The 17,646-nt window shown below is 46.5% G+C and carries 14 protein-coding genes; all 14 read left to right on the top strand.

Annotated features, from left to right (window positions below; translation table 11 throughout):
• Positions 1 to 3: 3 nt before the first annotated feature.
• The 14 genes from H70737_RS07395 (at position 4) to H70737_RS07460 (ending at position 17,621) form a co-directional block, all read left to right on the top strand.
• Positions 4 to 1,725 carry a sensor histidine kinase gene (locus tag H70737_RS07395; protein ID WP_042186009.1) on the top strand — a complete coding sequence of 574 codons (1,722 nt, stop codon included), beginning with the start codon at positions 4 to 6 and terminating at the stop codon, positions 1,723 to 1,725.
• A complete protein-coding gene (locus H70737_RS07400) occupies positions 1,725 to 3,308 on the top strand; it encodes a response regulator transcription factor (protein WP_042186011.1) in 1,584 nt (527 codons plus the stop codon). Before H70737_RS07395 ends, H70737_RS07400 begins: the two co-directional genes overlap by 1 nt.
• Before the next feature lie 170 nt (positions 3,309 to 3,478).
• Complete coding sequence (locus H70737_RS07405) at positions 3,479 to 4,408, top strand: carbohydrate ABC transporter permease (RefSeq protein ID WP_042125419.1); 930 nt, start codon at positions 3,479 to 3,481, stop codon at positions 4,406 to 4,408.
• 15 nt (positions 4,409 to 4,423) lie between these two features.
• Positions 4,424 to 5,260 (top strand): carbohydrate ABC transporter permease, encoded by an 837-nt coding sequence (locus H70737_RS07410; RefSeq protein WP_042186014.1) that lies wholly within the window; start codon positions 4,424 to 4,426, stop codon positions 5,258 to 5,260.
• A 143-nt stretch (positions 5,261 to 5,403) separates the two neighbouring features.
• Entirely contained in the window at positions 5,404 to 6,801 is a 1,398-nt protein-coding gene (locus H70737_RS07415) for an ABC transporter substrate-binding protein (RefSeq protein ID WP_042186016.1), read from the top strand.
• Positions 6,802 to 6,918: 117 nt separating this feature from the next.
• Complete coding sequence (locus tag H70737_RS07420) at positions 6,919 to 8,193, top strand: alpha-L-fucosidase (RefSeq protein WP_231573397.1); 1,275 nt, start codon at positions 6,919 to 6,921, stop codon at positions 8,191 to 8,193.
• A 24-nt stretch (positions 8,194 to 8,217) separates the two neighbouring features.
• Positions 8,218 to 10,050 (top strand): glycoside hydrolase family 35 protein, encoded by a 1,833-nt coding sequence (locus H70737_RS07425; RefSeq protein ID WP_042186018.1) that lies wholly within the window; start codon positions 8,218 to 8,220, stop codon positions 10,048 to 10,050.
• 253 nt (positions 10,051 to 10,303) lie between these two features.
• Complete coding sequence (gene lspA, locus H70737_RS07430; protein WP_231573398.1) at positions 10,304 to 10,747, top strand: signal peptidase II; 444 nt, start codon at positions 10,304 to 10,306, stop codon at positions 10,745 to 10,747.
• 108 nt (positions 10,748 to 10,855) lie between these two features.
• Entirely contained in the window at positions 10,856 to 12,211 is a 1,356-nt protein-coding gene (locus H70737_RS07435) for an erythromycin esterase family protein (protein ID WP_042186023.1), read from the top strand.
• A gap of 138 nt (positions 12,212 to 12,349) precedes the next feature.
• Positions 12,350 to 13,036, top strand: a complete 687-nt coding sequence (locus H70737_RS07440) for a response regulator transcription factor (protein WP_042186024.1) — start codon at positions 12,350 to 12,352, stop codon at positions 13,034 to 13,036.
• Positions 12,967 to 14,484, top strand: coding sequence for a sensor histidine kinase (locus H70737_RS07445; protein WP_231573399.1), 1,518 nt, complete (start codon positions 12,967 to 12,969; stop codon positions 14,482 to 14,484). Before H70737_RS07440 ends, H70737_RS07445 begins: the two co-directional genes overlap by 70 nt.
• Positions 14,485 to 15,009: 525 nt before the next feature.
• Entirely contained in the window at positions 15,010 to 15,717 is a 708-nt protein-coding gene (locus H70737_RS07450; RefSeq protein WP_042186028.1) for a DUF421 domain-containing protein, read from the top strand.
• A 107-nt stretch (positions 15,718 to 15,824) separates the two neighbouring features.
• Positions 15,825 to 17,321: an alpha-N-arabinofuranosidase gene (locus tag H70737_RS07455; RefSeq protein ID WP_042186030.1), complete on the top strand. Its 1,497-nt coding sequence runs from the start codon at positions 15,825 to 15,827 to the stop codon at positions 17,319 to 17,321.
• Between the two features lie 12 nt (positions 17,322 to 17,333).
• The gene (locus H70737_RS07460; protein WP_042186032.1) at positions 17,334 to 17,621 is read left to right on the top strand and encodes a hypothetical protein; all 288 of its coding nucleotides are present in this window, start codon (positions 17,334 to 17,336) and stop codon (positions 17,619 to 17,621) included.
• Positions 17,622 to 17,646 lie beyond the last annotated feature (25 nt).

Raw genomic sequence — 17,646 nt, forward strand, 5'->3', positions numbered from 1 at the left:
AACATGTTCAAATTCACTTACTATAGACGTATCCAGGTTTCATTTCTTTTGCTGATTTTTATTCCGCTGATTGCAGTATCGATCATCTCCTTTGTGCTTATTCGGGATACGATGGTAGAGAAGTTGCAGCTCAGCAACGATAACTTTCTGAACGTTATGATTGACGAACTAAACAAGACCATTGATGATGTGACATTTGCATCGCATTTTATTGTAAACGATACCAATTTTCGCGCCAATCTGAAGGTCTTTGCAGATACCGAGCGATTGAACACCTATCAGGATTACGTACATTTTACGCAAATTCAGGATGTGTTTTCGCTCATCAACTCTAAGCCGCTAAATAATAACATTCGCATGTATTTGGTTAACCGGAAACACTTTGTGATCTCCTCTGGGACTGAGAATTTATCCGTGATTAATGCCAACATGGACAAGCTGATGGGACGTGTCAATATTCACGAACCGGAGACCTTGCAATGGCTTGGGATGGCTGACAGCGGTTCCGGTAAAAGCAGTAGCTACTATATTGCCAGAGTAATCTATGATAGCCGGGAGAAACAGCAGGTGTCCGTGCTTCTCATTTCAATTCCCGATGCCTATTTCAACAAATTGCTCGGGCCGGTCGAGTTTGGCAAGCTGGCGTTGTTTGATTCCAGAGGAGGTCTGATCGCCGGGAACTCAGAGCTAGCCCCAGAAGGCAAGGAAGCTAGAGGGAGCGTGCGTACGGCCAGAGCCATCGACAAATCCAATTGGGAGCTGGTCTATGAAGCTTCAGAGAAAGAATGGTCGGGCCAGATTTCGCGAACTTTTTATAGTGGTATTGGTTTAGTGCTTCTCTTGTTTATTGTCTTTTCGGCTACTTCCATGCTGATTGCCAAAAGATTGCATAGTCCGATCATGAAGCTGCAGCGCGTTGTGCGCCAGTTCGGGATGGGGAATCTTGATGTCAGGCTGGAGGTCAAGGGCAAGGATGAAATCGCTGAGCTGGGGCAGACATTGAATACTATGCTGGATCAACTGCAAGGATTGATTCACGACATCGAGCTGGAGCAAGAACAGAAGCGAGTGATGGAACTTGAGGCGCTGTTTATGCAGATTCGTCCCCACTTTTTGATCAACACGTTGAATTCGATCAAATGTAGCCTTATTTTGGCTAAAGATAAGCTGCACAGCGGGATCATTGATTCGCTAATGAGTCTTCTCCGTGCCTATCTGAAAGTCAATGAACCGGCTACCCTACGGGAAGAATGCAGACTGCTTAGCCATTATATCGACATCATGAAGATCCGCAACGAAATCCCTCTTGAACTGGAGGTAGATCTGGAAGCGGATACAGAGAAGCTCATCGTTCCTAAACTTATTCTGCAGCCTCTCGTAGAGAATGCCATCGTTCACGGTCTAGTTGACCACCCGGCACCGCGTATTGTCGTCCGTGCCCGAACGATCCCTGATGGGATTATGATTGAAGTCGAAGACAATGGCTGTGGTGCAGGGGCAGAAATTCTGGCAGGACTGAACCGCAGATTGCTCTACAAGGACGATGAACAGGATGGAACTTATCAAAGGGTCGGTTTAATTAACGTGGTTCAAAGGCTGAGGCTGACCTATGGTCAGGATACCCGCTTGTCGCTGCATAATTTGCCGCAAGGTGGGGTGTCCGTTTCTCTGTATTTGCCGCAAGGCAATCATCAGGTTAATCTGTCGGAGAGAGAGGGATATTGATGTATAAAGTGATGCTCATAGATGATGATGTTCCTATGCTCAAGGTGCTTCAGCAGATGATTGACTGGGAAGCACATAGCTTGCAGATTGTCGGCAGCACCTATTCCAGTGCCAAGGCGTTATTAATGTTTGAGGAAGTACAGCCCGATATCGTGATCACAGATATTGGCTTGCCGCAAAAGAACGGGATTGAGCTGGCCGATTACTTTACCCGGATGAAGCCGGAGGTCAGAATTATTTTCCTGACCTGTCATGAGGATTTCCATTATGCTCAGCAAGCGGTAAAGCTGAAGGTGGATGACTATTTAATTAAGGACCAGCTTACGGACGAGCAACTGGAGAAAAGCCTTGCCAAGTCTGTACGCTTGCTTAAATCGAAGATCGGGCTAATCAAGCATGGGGAAACGGGATACAATAGCCAGTTATTCCGGCAGAATCTGCTGCAAAGGGTGATTGGCGGCGCTCCGCCCGAAACCACGCTAGCCTATGCGACGCAAATCGGCATATCCTGGACGTATCCGTGGTTCATGCTGGGCACGGTCAGCATTCACTTTTCCAGTTTCGAGAAGAGGTACAAGCAGAGCGAGTATCCACTTATTTTATATGCCATCTACAATATAGCCCTAGAGCTGTCCGAAGCGTGTGAGGGGATTACGCCTTTTTTGGAACAGAAGAATATTGTGATTCTGTATAATTACCGTGTGAATCTGGCGCAGAATGCCAGTCTTTATTTTCATGATTATTTACAGCGATTGTGTTCCGAGTGCTCCCATCTCCTTAAGATTCAACCGGGCATCATCGCAGTCACTGAGAAAATAGAGCTGCAGGCGATTGGACAGATTCATCGGCAAATTGTCCAGGACAAGTGCGAGTTCTATGCAAGTGCGGAATACACAGTTCTGGATACTCTGCAAATCGCTACCCCTCGCTTCCAGCCTGCTCCTCAAGGATTTCTGGATAGTTATATCCCGCAGATGGAACGGGCCGTGATTAAAAATGATCTTGAAGCCATCCGTGGCACTCTTCAGGAAATCGCTAGGACTGCAAAAGTTATGGCTATCCATCCGGGCGATTTCGTCCGGGATTTATCCTTTATGCTCCGCGGTATCGAGCTGATGTTCACTAGCCTAACATTCGATGAGGATCTGTTCGTCTATCTCGTGCAAACCCGCACACTGGAGGATACGATGGAACTGGTGGAAAGAAAGCTTGTGCAGATTACAGGCAACAAACAGCAGGTGGCGGGAACTCCCCCGCAGGAGCCCAAGCTGCAGCTTATCCAGCAATTTATCGATCAGCATCTTGGCGATAACATCACTTCAATTGATATGGCACGTTATCTCTTTCTGGACCCGAGCTATTTCTCGCGTTATTTCAAACGCATGACAGGTCTGACCTTTACGGACTATGTACATCAGCACAAGATGAAGGTTGCGACTAAAATGCTGAAAATCTCCAGCCAAAATCTGGAATCGCTAGCCGTTGGTCTGGGATATTCGGACAGAACCTATTTTTCAAAAGTGTTTAAAAAATATGTGGGAACAACGCCGAGCGAATATAAATCCAAACACTCGGTACGCTGAGAAGCGCAATTCTCAACCTACCGAATAGACCAGCCGCCCATCTAGGGCGGTTTTTTTGATGTCGAAAGACAAAGGTCAAAATCTTGCACATCTCGGGTCATAATCACTCCTTCATGCGGGAGGCGGATATATTACTATAATGACAAATCAAATTGTCGAGGTGATACAACGTGGAGGCTGCAAAACAACCTGTGCCAAAAATTCTGCAGGAGAAGCGGAAGTTCTGGACTCCGCAGCGGAAAGAGGCTTTGACCGGGTGGCTGTTTCTAGCTCCGGAAATTGTCGGAATGCTTTTTCTTAATGTATTTGCACTTGGATTCTCACTTTATTTAAGCTTCTCGAAATGGGATCTATTGTCGGGGGTTCAAGGGATCGAGTTTATCGGATTGGATAACTATATCAAAATGTTCCATGATCCGAGCATCATTCAAGCTTTGAAGAACAATGCTATTTATATGATTATGACCGTGCCGATACCGATTGCGATTGCTTTGGTGCTGGCGGCATTGATTCAAAATAGTGTATTTCTTAAAAATTATTTCAAAGTTGCCTTCTTTATCCCTTATATTTCTTCGATTATTGCAATTGCCGCTGTATGGAGCGCATTGTTCCATCCATCCCTTGGACCGATCAATCAGTTCTTGATGGAGCTTGGAATTTCCAGCCCTCCAAAATGGCTGGTCGATCCAAAGACCTCGCTGTTATCGATTGCCATTATCAGTTCTTGGGCGAGTCTGGGTTACACCATTATTATCTATATGGCCGGCTTGACGAATATTTCCGATGAAATCTACGAAGCCGCCGAAATAGATGGAGCTAGCGCACTGAAGAAATTCTTTGCCATCACGGTTCCGATGCTGCGTCCAACCACGTTCTTCTTGCTTATAACCATGCTGATTGGCTCGTTTAAGGTGTTCGACATCATCGCGTTTTTGACCGAAGGTGGCCCGAACAATTCTTCTACCGTGCTTGTGTTCAGGATCTATGAGGAAGGGTTCAAATACTACAACATGGGCTATGCCTCTGCAATTTCCTGGCTGCTATTCGCCGTCATAGGCTTGATCACCGCAGCTACTTGGAAAATGAGAAATGAAGAATAAAGGGGGGAGATTAACATGCAACTGATTAGAAAAAATATGTCCAGAGTGATCACTACCTGCATCATGGGGGCTTTGTCCATTGTATTTCTTATTCCTCTGATCTGGATGATTTCCGCAGCCTTTAAATATGAGAAAGATGTTATGCGCTTTCCGATCCAATGGATTCCCGAGAAGATCAATGTAGCGTATAATTTCAAGATGGTTTGGATGGGACGAGTACCTTTTTCTCATTTCTATTTAAATTCCTTTAAAGTTGCGATTATTACAACCTTAATTACACTTATCATTTCATCTATGTCGGCGTACGCCTTGACCAAAATCAAGTTTAAAGGACGAAATATGGTGTTTCTGGCGCTGCTGTCGTTCATGATTATACCTGACCAGGCCACACTGATTCCGCGCTTTCTGCTGATTCGCTGGTTCGGTCTTTATGATACTCATGCTGCAATCATATTAATGAGTATGTTCTCCATCTACTTCACGTTCCTGCTGCGGCAATTTATGATTGGTGTCAGCGACGAATATATTGAAGCGGCGCGAATTGACGGTGCAGGCCATTTACGGATATTCTGGTCTATCATTATTCCGCTCTGCAAGCCGGTGCTCGCTACGGTAGCGATCATCAAATTTATCTGGACCTGGAATGATTACCAGAATCCGCTGATCTTCTTACTAAATAAGAATTTGTACACTATCCCACTCGGTATGACCCTGTTCCGGGACGATTATTCGAACAACTATGCGATTATGATGACGGCAGCTGTTTCGGCGATCATCCCGCTCGTCATCGTGTTCATTGCCCTGCAAAAGCAAGTCATTAACGGAATCTCCCTTGGCGGCGTAAAGGGCTGACCTGCGGGTGTACACGATAGATAGTAAAAGTCAAAAATGTGATCCTACAACAGCAAAATTGTGCACTTGGCCAGTAAAGCGGATGCCTATAATAAGAAATGAACAAGGAACTATACTTAAAATTCAGTGCGGGGGGAAGTAAAATGAAAACAAAGAGCAAAAAAAAATTATCCGTTGTACTGGGCTCCATGCTGGCGGTTTCCTTAACGCTAAGCGCCTGTGGAAATTCCGGAAACTCGGAAAAGAACGGGAATGCTGAAGCTAGCACGAATGCCGGGAACACCAAGGTGGACAAGCAAGTCGCCATCAAGTATTACAACTGGGATAATGAAGCCCAGTCGGCTGGTACCGATGCTATGCTGCAGGAATTTATGGATCAGAACCCAGGCATCAAGGTAGAGCATGTGACACTCGTTCCCGGTGATTCTGTGGAGATGCTGAAGAAACTCGACTTCCTGATATCTTCCGGCGAAGCGATTGATGTTGTTCAGGTGCCAAGCTTGGGAGGCGTGCTTGAACGGGCGACTCGGGGAGCACTTGCCCCGCTGAATGAATTCTATGAGAAAGATAACCTCGTTCCTGAGGATGAATATTATGTGAATGCTAAGGTCGACAACAACTATTATGGGTTGCAATATACGAAGAGCAGCAACTACGTGATGCTGAACAAAGATGCACTGGATGAAGCGGGTCTGCCTGTACCTACTTTTGGCTGGACATGGGATGACTACCGCGACTATGCCAAAAAACTGACCAAAGGCGAAGGCGTGGACAAACGTTACGGCACATATTTCCACACCTGGGAATTGTACATGAACGCTCCAGCTCAAACGATGATGAAAGACCCGTTCGTATATGATGACGGGACGACGATCTTCGCGGATCCGACATATAAGTATTTCTTCCAGCTGCGTAAAGATATGGAGTCTGCTGATAAATCTGCGAAATCTTATGCAGACGCTCTTGCCGCTAAGCTTAACTATCGTACCGAATTCTTCAATGAAGAAGCTGCTATGATCTTGGCTGGCAACTGGACGATTGCTGATCCAGGTAACACCGAGCAGTATCCGCATGAATTCAAGACAGCCTTTGCTCCGGTACCGGTGCCTCCTGCAGGATCGGAACCGAAAGACTATGAAGGCAAATACTTCACCAGCGGCAACATGCTGGCGATGGGCGCAACTTCAAAGAACAAAGAGGCTTCCTTCAAATTGATGAGATTTATGTCTACGGCTGTTAGTGATAACAGACTGGAATTCTCCGGATATAAAAAAGCTGACAATGAGACCTTGCTGACTAAATTGGTCGCTGGCAAAGAAGATATGTATGATATGGATTCACTCAAATACACACTTTTCGATAACGAAATTCAATTCCTTGACGGTGCGCAGGTGATGACGACGGCAACGTCCGAATTGACCAAAATTATCGATGACGGCTTCAGCAGATTCATGCTTGGAAATGAATCGATTGATAAGGTGCAGCAATGGATGGTTGGTGAAGCAACGAAAATTATCAACGAAAAAGGTGTCATCAAGTAAATAGGCAATAAGCGAGGTATCCCAAGTTGGGGACGGGGCTTTGGAAGGTCATCAACCGGCTTTCCAAAGCCCTTATTTATACATTGGGCTTACACAAATATACGGGAGAGTATAAAAATGATGGAAAGCATTTCTTCAAAGAACAAGTCCGAAGAGCAAGTAGCTTTGCCTTCTAAGGAACAGATGGAGTGGCAGGATCTGGAGCTGGGGATGTTCTGCCATTTTGGAATGAACACATTTTGCGATCAGGAGTGGGGAGAAGGTAGCGATTCACCTACGGTCTTTAACCCGCTTCATCTGGATGCTCGCCAATGGGTTAGTGCAGCTAAAGAAGCTGGATTCCGTTATTTTATACTGACCGCTAAGCATCATGATGGTTTCTGCCTGTGGCCGACTGCAACGAGTACTTATTCTGTTGCCTCCAGCCCATGGAAAGAAGGGCGAGGCGATGTTGTCAAGGAGTGCGAGGAGGCTTGCCGTGAATTTGGACTAGGCTTCGGCATTTATTTGTCTCCATGGGACAGACATGAGCCATGTTATGCGGATCCGCAAGCATATGATGATTTCTATTGCTTGCAATTGCAGGAGCTCCTTACGGGCTACGGCCCACTTACGGAGATTTGGTTCGACGGCGCAGGATCTGAAGGCCGTAATTACGATTGGCGGCGGATTATGGATCTGATTAAGCTCCATCAGCCAAGCGCCATGGTGTTTAATATGGGGGCACCAACGATTCGCTGGGTTGGCAATGAGGATGGCGTTGCTCCTTATCCATGCTGGAACACTGCGGATTCCGCTCGGGGTAGCATGTTCAGTGAAGCTTCATTGAACTGGCTTCCCGGAACACCGAGCTGGGTGCCTGCGGAATGTGATGTGCCCATCCGTAAAGACCGCTGGTTCTGGCATCCTCAGGAAGAGCATCTGCTGCTGTCTCTGGAGCAGCTAATGGATATTTATTATCGTTCGGTTGGGCATGGGGCGACTTTGCTACTCAATGTGGCGCCTGACAACCACGGGCTGTTTCCAGAGGCCGATGTGCAGCGTCTGCTGGAATTCGGTAAGGAGATTCAACGTAGATTCGGAAAGGCACTAGCCGTAACGGCGGGCACTGGAGATCTTATTGAGCTGGAATTGCCTGTAGCTACTGTGATTGACCACGCCGAGATTATGGAGGACATCGCTTATGGCGAAAGAGTGAGCGAATATGTGCTGGAAGCATTCAGTGACGGAGCGTGGCTGGAGTTGAAACGTGGCAGCGCGATTGGCCATAAGAAAATCGACACCTTCCCTCCGGTATGCGCAGAGAAGATACGACTACGGGTGCCAGTAGCTGCCGCAAGCCCTAAGATTAGACGGCTTGCCGTCTACCACTGTGGGGAATCGTTAGAATAAATGCTAAAAAGGAGGTCGTCGATAATGAGCCTACTCACTTGGAACGACGGACAATATTTCCTGGACGGACAGCCTTACCGGATCGTATCGGGAGCCATTCATTATTTTCGGGTTGTGCCTGAATACTGGAAAGATCGGCTACTGAAATTGAAAGCCTGCGGATTCAATACCGTGGAGACCTATGTCGCCTGGAATATGCATGAACCCAAGGAAGGGGAGTTCGTATTTGATGGCATGGCCGATGTGGTCTCTTTTATTGAACTGGCCGGAGAGCTTGGGCTTCATGTTATTGTCAGACCGAGTCCATTCATTTGTGCCGAATGGGAATTCGGTGGTCTGCCGGCCTGGCTGCTGGCTTACAGTGAACTTCAGCTTCGCTGCTGTGATCCTCTTTATTTAAGCAAGGTGGACCGGTATTACGATGAGCTGATTCCTCGACTGGTTCCGCTACTGTCCACACATGGCGGGCCGATTCTGGCCGTCCAGGTAGAGAACGAATATGGCAGCTATGGCAATGACAGTAGTTACCTGAGATATATGCGTAATGGACTCCTCAGCAGAGGGGTTGATGTATTGCTCTTTACCTCCGACGGACCAACCGATGAAATGTTGCTCGGCGGAACACTGGAAGATGTGCATGCTACAGTTAATTTTGGCTCCTGTGCAGAGGAATCCTTCCGCAAATACCGGGAGTACCGATCTGAAGAGCCGCTGATGGTGATGGAATATTGGAACGGCTGGTTCGATCATTGGATGGAGGATCATCATGTGCGCGATGCCGAAGATGTAGCTGGCGTTCTGGATGATATCCTGACGCACGGCTCCTCACTCAATATGTACATGTTCCACGGCGGGACCAATTTTGGCTTCTATAATGGGGCGAATCATATCGTCGCCTACGAGCCGACGACTACAAGCTATGATTATGATGCCCCGCTCACGGAATGGGGAGATACGACGACGAAATTTGAAGCTGTTCGGTCGGTACTGGGCAAACACGGATTTGCACCGACTTGTCCGCTCCCTGAGCCGATTCCGAAGATCTCCTACGGGAAAGTTGCCTTGATGGAAAGAGCGGAACTATTCACAGCCTCCAATCTGGAGAAGTTATCCGAGCCGGTGAACAGTGTGTGTGTGCAGCCGATGGAAAAGCTCGGACAATCCTATGGTTTTATATTGTACAGCACTTATGTGCAGGGACCACGGACCAGGCAGAAGCTTTACATCGAGGGTGTGCGTGATCGGGCGCAGGTCTTCCTGGATGGACAGGTACTTGGGGTCATTGAACGCTGGAATCCGCAGCCACTTGAACTTTCCATTCCTGCCGGAGGAGCGCAGCTGGATATTCTCGTCGAGAATATGGGTCGGATTAATTATGGGCCGCTCATTCGTGATCCGAAAGGAATTCTGGACGGTGTTCGAATCGATAACCAGCTGCAATATAACTGGACGATCCGTACACTTCCGTTAGAACCGGGAACGCTGGCTTCACTTGAGTACAAGGAGCAGACGGTGGAGAAGCAAGAAGCTGCGGCACCTTCAGGTTTGCCCGGATTCTATCGGGGCTGCTTTGAGGCGGAGGAAATTGGCGATACTTTTCTACGGTTCGATGGATGGAATAAAGGGGTTGCCTGGATCAACGGATTTAATCTGGGCCGCTACTGGAACGCAGGACCGCAAAGGGCCCTATACATCCCCGGTCCATTGCTGCGCAAAGGTCGTAATAAACTGGTTCTTTTGGAACTGCACGGCTGTGCGGAGACTTGCGAAATTGAGCTTGTGAATTGCCCTGATCTGGGAAGAACTTCGGCCGTCGACGATGCCGTGCTGAATTTTGTGCAGGAAGATAACTTGTAGACTTTTTTAGCGTTGCCGTCATAGAAATCATTCCCCTATCCTCTCAGTTATTAGACACAAGAAACCTGCGTTTTCTTTCATTATTTTACAAAAAAATGAAGACGAGCAGTCAATATAAGGATACCTGAAAGGCACTCCTTCGGGCGTGCCTTTATTTTTCGATGCCACATGGTTTTGTAGTATGATGAGCACAAGGGAGTTACATGGTTGTTCATAGGCTGAGAAGAAAGTGGGTGTCGCTATGTGGTTTTGTATGATCGCGATGGTCGTGATCTTGATCGATCAGGTCTCGAAAATTTGGATTCGGATGAACCTGGATATCGGAGATAGCTTGTTCTTCGGACGATGGGAGATTACACATTATGAGAATAGCGGGATGGCTTTCAGTTTATTCCAAGGTTATGCGTGGTTATTCGGGGTGATCGCCATCTTGTTCGTCATCGGTGTGTTCTATTATCGCAGAATGGGTGCCTGGAAAGGCCGATTGGCGGATATGATCGCTGGTTTCTTGGTCGGCGGTGCGGTTGGCAACGGGATTGATCGACTGGTGTTCGGGCAGGTCACGGATTTTATCATGTCTCGATCGGGGAGAGGCATTCTCAATTTAGCGGATTATGCGATCAACATCGGGATGATCATGCTCGTCTTAAATATGGCAGTGAGATTCGTGAAGAAGCGGTTCTGGCACGCGCATTGAGGAATTATTCTCTTATCTTTATAGATTCCTTAGAAGTTCCTGTTACGATGTCTCTGCATGGTAAGAGAACGACGTAATAACAGATTTCGAAGGAGGAGAACATTCAACATGCAAGCAACGAAACGATTAACAGGTATCATTTCCCTGGGCCTAGCATTTTCACTATTACTATCGCCTGTGAGCGCCTCGGCGACCGCGCAGGAAATTACGGGGTCGAAGGAGAATATTCAAGAGATTAAATCTTTGACGTCATCGGACTATAAAGATTTAGCGTTTCTGAAGCCGATCTTGAAAGATAAGACGGTCATTAGCCTTGGCGAGAACTTTCACCGTGTCGCAGAATACAGCAGCATGAAGACAAGGTTGATCAAATATTTACACGAAGAGCTGGATTTTGACGTGATTGCATTTGAGTCGGGCCTTGGGGATTCATTCATGACGTACGATAATGCAGGAACATGGACATCGCAACAAATGATGGAACGTTCAATTTTTCCCATCTGGCATTCCAAGGAGACTCTGAATTTATTCGATTACATCAAGAAGAAGCAAGGGACGAACGATCCCTTATATCTAGCAGGTTATGACATGCAGTTCACATCAGGGTACTTAACGCAATTTATTGCCGGTTGGATTGCCAAGGTAGACAAGGATCAGGGCGAGAATTATTTCAACTTCGAAATGCAAGCGATGACGGATTTCTATAAGGTGCTCAACCAATATGGCATGGACGATAGTCATCCGGAGGCGAAAGCAGAAATCAAGAAGGTGAAGAATGCGTACGAACCGAAATACAAGGCGTTGATCCAATTCATCCAAGAGAACAAAGAACAACTTGCAGCCGCCTACCCTACGAACCCGCGGATGGTGGATATCGCTGTCAAGACGTTGGAGGATCGGGTCAAATTCATCGAGATGGGGATGTACGATACGAAGGAAAGCTATGAATTCCGTGATCGAATCATGGCTGACAACGTGGAGTGGTTAATGAAGGTGATGTATCCCGGCAAGAAAGTGATTTTATGGGCGCATAACGATCATCTGGCGAAGAATACGTCCAAAATCGAAACGAAAGAACAAGGGAAATGGATTAACAGCTTTACAAGTATGGGAGAATTGCTACATAAGAAGCTAAAGGATAAGGTCTACGTGTTGGGTCTGTACATGAACAGCGGTAAGGCGAGCACGATTACGACACAGAAGATCTTCGATATTCAGCCGATGCCGAAGGGGAGTCTGGAACAACTGATGATGCAGAGCGGTTATAAGATTGCGTTTGCGGATCTATCCAAGCACAAGTCTCCGAACAAAAATAATGCTTGGATGTTCAAACCGATCTATGCAGCCGAGGATGGCATGACGTCCGAGATCATTATGCCGATGTCGATGCGATTCATTCCAAAAGAGCAATATGACGGGATCATCGTCTTCGATAAAGTCAAAGAACCGACAACGAAGCTATAACTCAGTTATACCTGGAAATTTAATTGTTCCCCTGTTGTGAACACCGTGTGTGCCGCTGCAGGGGATTTTTGGCGCACAAGAAGGTACAATGAGGGGATAAAGCTGCTAGATTGATAGACGCGAAAGGAAATTCAAGAGATGAGAGAAAAGATACTAATCGCCGATGATGAGCGAGATATCGTCGGATTTATGCGCGATGCGCTTCAGGATGATGGGTATGAGGTATCAGTGGCTTATGACGGCAAGGAAGTGTTCGATCGACTGGGAGAGACGCCCGACTTAATCATCCTGGATATTATGATGCCGCATCTCGATGGGCTCGAAGTATGCCAAGCGATACGTGACCGGGTCTCGTGTCCGATTCTGTTCTTAAGCGCGCGCTCCAATGAAGCGGATCGGATCCAAGGACTCGCCGTCGGTGGCGATGACTATATCGTGAAGCCTTTTAGCATGCAAGAATTGAAGGCGAGAATAAGAGCGCATCTTCGTCGGGAGCAGCGGAGCCATCTTGATCATCAACCGAAGCTGCTGCACCATGGCGATCTCACGATGGATCTGGACAGCCATCAGGTATTCTACCAGAACCTTCCGATTCCGCTGACCAGCCGGGAGTTCGAATTGTTCCGGCTTCTCTTCATGCATCCGAATCAAGTATTCTCGCGGGAACAAATCTATGAGAAGATCTGGGGATTCGATGCGGAGGGAGAAGCAGCCACAATTACCGAACATATCAAAAATATCAGGGCGAAGCTGGCGTGCGCAGCACCGGAGAAGACCTTTGTTACAACGGTATGGGGGGTAGGGTACAGATTCGAAAGGAAGTAAAGGCAAGTCGAAAACCGCTGCGCAGACAGTTTATGGGCGCATTTACACTCGTTCTTTTCTATAGCTTCATCGGCTCGATGCTGGTTTGGGGCGGTACGCTTTATGCTTTGATTAATCAAACGGACAAGAGCATTCTACCAGCCAACTATTATGAGCAGCAAATTCCCCAGATTCTAGGTTATGTAGATCAGCAAAAAGATGCCTTATTATCTCCTTCAAAGCAGAATGCGTTGGAACATGTTATTCTGACGAAAGGCATGCAGTATCAAATCGTGAATCTGAAGGGGCAAATCGTCTACGGCTGGAAGGGGCAGACTTTCGTCAACAGCCCGGAGGATGTGCTAAGCAAGCTGAACCGTAGCGAGAAACAGGGCGGGAAATATATCAATTACCACCCGATCCTTGATTCGCAGAAAAAATTAAAGGGGATGCTGGTGCTACGATACAGTTTAAGTGTATCCTCCAACAACCCTGGAAACGGGCTGCTCGTTATGCTTATTTTGTGCAGTTTGATCGCACCGTTCTTCTTCATCGTCTTGTTCTCTTTTATTTTCGCGAGAAAATTGGGTAAACGGCTCGAACCGTCGATCGCACGGATCATCGGGGGAGCTAGACGAATCCAGCAGAATGACCTGAATTTCTCCGTCGCAGGAGCAGGTGGGTCGAAGGAGCTGATCGAGCTCTCCGATGCCTTCGAAGAGATGCGGATCGCGCTGGAGCAATCCTTGAAGTGGGAGTGGAAGCTGGAGCAGGAGAGACGCGACATGATCTCTGCGATTGCCCATGATTTGCGGACGCCGCTGACGATCATTCAAGGTCATGTAGACAATTTAATCGAGAGCGGTGCACGCCGTCCCGAACGGCTGGAGAAGTACTTGTTAACCATTCAGAACAGTACGCAGCGTGCGGACAAAATGCTGACGGAATTGCTGTTCATGAATAAAATCGACACGCCTGATTTTGTCCTCCAGTATACGAGAGCGGATTTACTCGCCTTCTGTGAGCGGAAAAAAGATGAATACGCATTGTTATGCCGTGAGAAGTGGATTGCTTTTGACTTCTCTTATGTGAATAGGCGATGCGACCAAGAACAGCAGTTTCTTGTGGATACATCACGGTTGGAGCAAGTATTCGATAACGTGATTACCAATAGCTTGCGATTTACGCCAGTGGAGGGAAGGATCGAGTGGACGGTCATCGTAGAGGAGACGCAGATTACCTTTGACATGACGGATACGGGGAAGGGGTTCAGCGCTCTTGATTTGCGGCGGATGTTCGATAAATTCTACACGGGGGATCCGTCTAGATCTCTAGACAAAGGTCATTCCGGGCTTGGATTGTATACAGCACAGTTGCTCATTACAAAGCACGGAGGGCATATCGAAGCAGGAAACCGTGTCGAAGGCGGCGCACAGGTGATCATAACGGTGCCATGTAAAAAAGCCTGAAGAAACTCATCATACGAGTCTTCAGGGTTTTTGCTGCAATAATTCGATAAATTTATGGAATGCGCTTGTCTTGAAATGATCCCGTCGATAGATGAACTGTACGGTCACATGGCGGTAATGATCGGGATGGTACTGCACCGAACCTTCCGATTCGGAACCAGACGAAGCTGTATGTTTCTGAAGATGCGTATGTCAATGGAGAATCGAAAGCTGCAGTCAATTATAGTTCGGTCAATCTCAAGCCCTTGGACTTATCCCGGGTCGAAGTGACAGGCAATTCGATCCGGGAGGCTCAGCAACTCGAGCTGAAAGCGCAATGATTCTGCACAATCTGCTGGCAATCAAGACTGAAAAATAAGCATTCGTAGCTAGGGCTTTGGGACGGTTCAGTAGAACCATTCCAGAGCCCTTTTGACGTTTATAGAAGTCTCCGGATGACCTCTTAAAATTAAACCGATTGTAATGACGTTTCATTTCACCTTGGTTTGTGAATAATAGGGGATTGAATAGAAAGGAGCATTAGAGATGCAGGCGCATATGGATATTGTTCTTCGTACTGTGGTCGCTATGATCATGCTGCTAGTGATAGCTAAGATATTGGGTAAACAAACGATTTCTAATTTGACGTTTCATGATTTCGTGACAGGCATTATATTAGGATCGCTTGCGGCAAACCTGGCTTTTAATAAAGACCTGAAGTCGTCATATATGATCGTGGCGCTCATTGTTATCACTGCTACGTCTTTTCTACTATCTATCATCGCTATAAAGAGTCGTAGAATGAGAAGCTGGATCTCAGGATCACCTACGGTACTTATTGAAAACGGGAAAATTCTTGAAGGGAATATGAAAAAGGTAAGGTATTCGCTAGACTCCTTGGATCAGGCACTGAGGGAAAAAGAAATTTTTAATCTGGAGGTAGTAGAGTATGCCGTATTAGAAGATAACGGAATGGTATCCGTCTTAAAGAAACAAGAGTATCAATATGTTACTCGAAAAGATTTGAAGCTTCTTTCGGTTCCTCAGAGCTTTCCCGTTGAGTTAATTATGGATGGCGTCCTCATTGAAGAGAATCTTGAGAATAATGGACTGACCAAAGAATGGCTGGAGAACGAATTAAGACGGAAGGGGAAACGGATCTCCGACGTATTTTACGGGGTAAGAGGAACGCAGCGGCAGCTCGTTTTTGATTATTATGAAGACGGGATAAACAAACCGATTGATAAAGAATAGATTCATTCATATTGGAGATTGACGGATCGTTGAGGACCGCTCTATAATATTTGTATAATTATTAATTAGTTAATAAAAATATAAATGTTGAAGGGCGGAGTTTATTCATGGCAGATCGCGCAATCCTTAACACAGACATTCGCAAAGGTACGATAAACAAAAATATTTATGGACACTTCTCTGAGCATCTAGGACGTTGTATTTATGAAGGCATTTGGGTCGGAGAAGATTCACCGATTCCTAACACTAACGGTATTCGTAATGATGTTGTGAAAGCGCTTAAAGAAATACAAATTCCAGTACTTCGCTGGCCGGGTGGATGTTTTGCAGATGAATATCATTGGAAAGATGGTATTGGTGATCGCGAAGCTCGTAAACGTATGATCAATACGCATTGGGGCGGCACGGTTGAGAACAACCATTTTGGTACACATGAATTTATGGAATTATGTGAGATGCTGGAATGTGAACCTTATATCAATGGTAATGTGGGAAGTGGTACGGTTCAAGAGATGTCCGAATGGGTAGAGTATTTAACCTTTGGCGGTGTCTCACCGATGTCTGAGCTTCGCCAGCAGAACGGTCATCAAGAGCCTTGGGCTGTCACTTATTTTGGCGTTGGTAATGAGAATTGGGGCTGCGGCGGGAATATGCGTCCAGAATATTATGCAGATCTTTATCGCCAATATCAGACGTATGTACGTAATTACGGGGAGAATCGTATTCACCGGATCGCTTGTGGTCCTAACGTGGATGATTATCACTGGATGGAAGTTCTAATGCGTGAAGCTACACGCTTTATGGACTCGATTACTCTTCATTATTATACGATTCCTGGTCCAGCATGGGAGAATAAAGGGGCAGCAACAGGCTTTGAAACTAGTGAATGGTTTAGTACTTTAGAGAAGGCCCTTCGCATGGATGAGCTGATTACTAAACATGGTGTTATTATGGACAAATATGACCCAGATAAAAGAGTAGGCCTTATCGTTGACGAATGGGGAACTTGGTATGATGTTGAGCCGGGTACGAATCCAGGATTCCTATATCAACAAAATACAATTCGGGATGCCCTTGTAGCTGGCGTAACCCTGAATATTTTCCATAAACACAGTGACCGGGTACGGATGGCAAATATTGCGCAGACCATTAACGTGCTTCAAGCAGTGATTTTAACCGAAGGAGAAAAAATGCTGCTAACGCCTACCTATCATGTATTCAATATGTTTAAAGTCCATCAGGATGCTGAGTTGTTGGATTTAACAATCGATAGTGGGACTTACAGCTTTGAGGGCAGCGAGATTCCTGAAGTATCTGCTTCAGCTTCCGTAACAGACGCTGGGATCATTCATGTCAGTCTTTGCAACTTGAATCACGCTGCATCAGCTACTGTACCCCTCGAGCTGCGTGGTCTTTCCGGGCAGAAGGTTGAAGTGACAGGCACTACGCTCACAGGTAACAAGATAGATGCTCATAATACATTTAGTCAGCCAGATGCTGTCGTACCGCAAGCTTTTACAGCCTTTACACTTGAAGGTGATCTTCTTAATGTAGAGCTGGCTCCAATGTCAGTAACTGTGCTGGAGATTACGCCGAAGGCATAAGGTGGTGTTATCATGTCAACAACATCTGCATGCAAGGGGTGTCGCGACGATTATAAGGTTACCGATGCACAGATAGAGCGAATCTTGTCATCATCCATGTTTAAGACAGAGCTTTGTGTTCCAGATGAGGTTTATGCTGAACGGATTTCTCTTTGCGGGACTTGTCCTAAGCTGCATGAGAGTGTGACTTGCGTAGCTTGTGGATGCATTATTCCTGTTGTAGCTAAGCTTAAGGAACGTGGCTGTCCACTGCCTGGTGGCGGATTATGGGGACCCTTCATTGAACATGAAATAAGGTAAAATAAGAGCCGCATTCGACTCTCCA

The sequence above is a fragment of the Paenibacillus sp. FSL H7-0737 genome (assembly GCF_000758545.1).
GTDB lineage: Bacteria > Bacillota > Bacilli > Paenibacillales > Paenibacillaceae > Paenibacillus_AQ.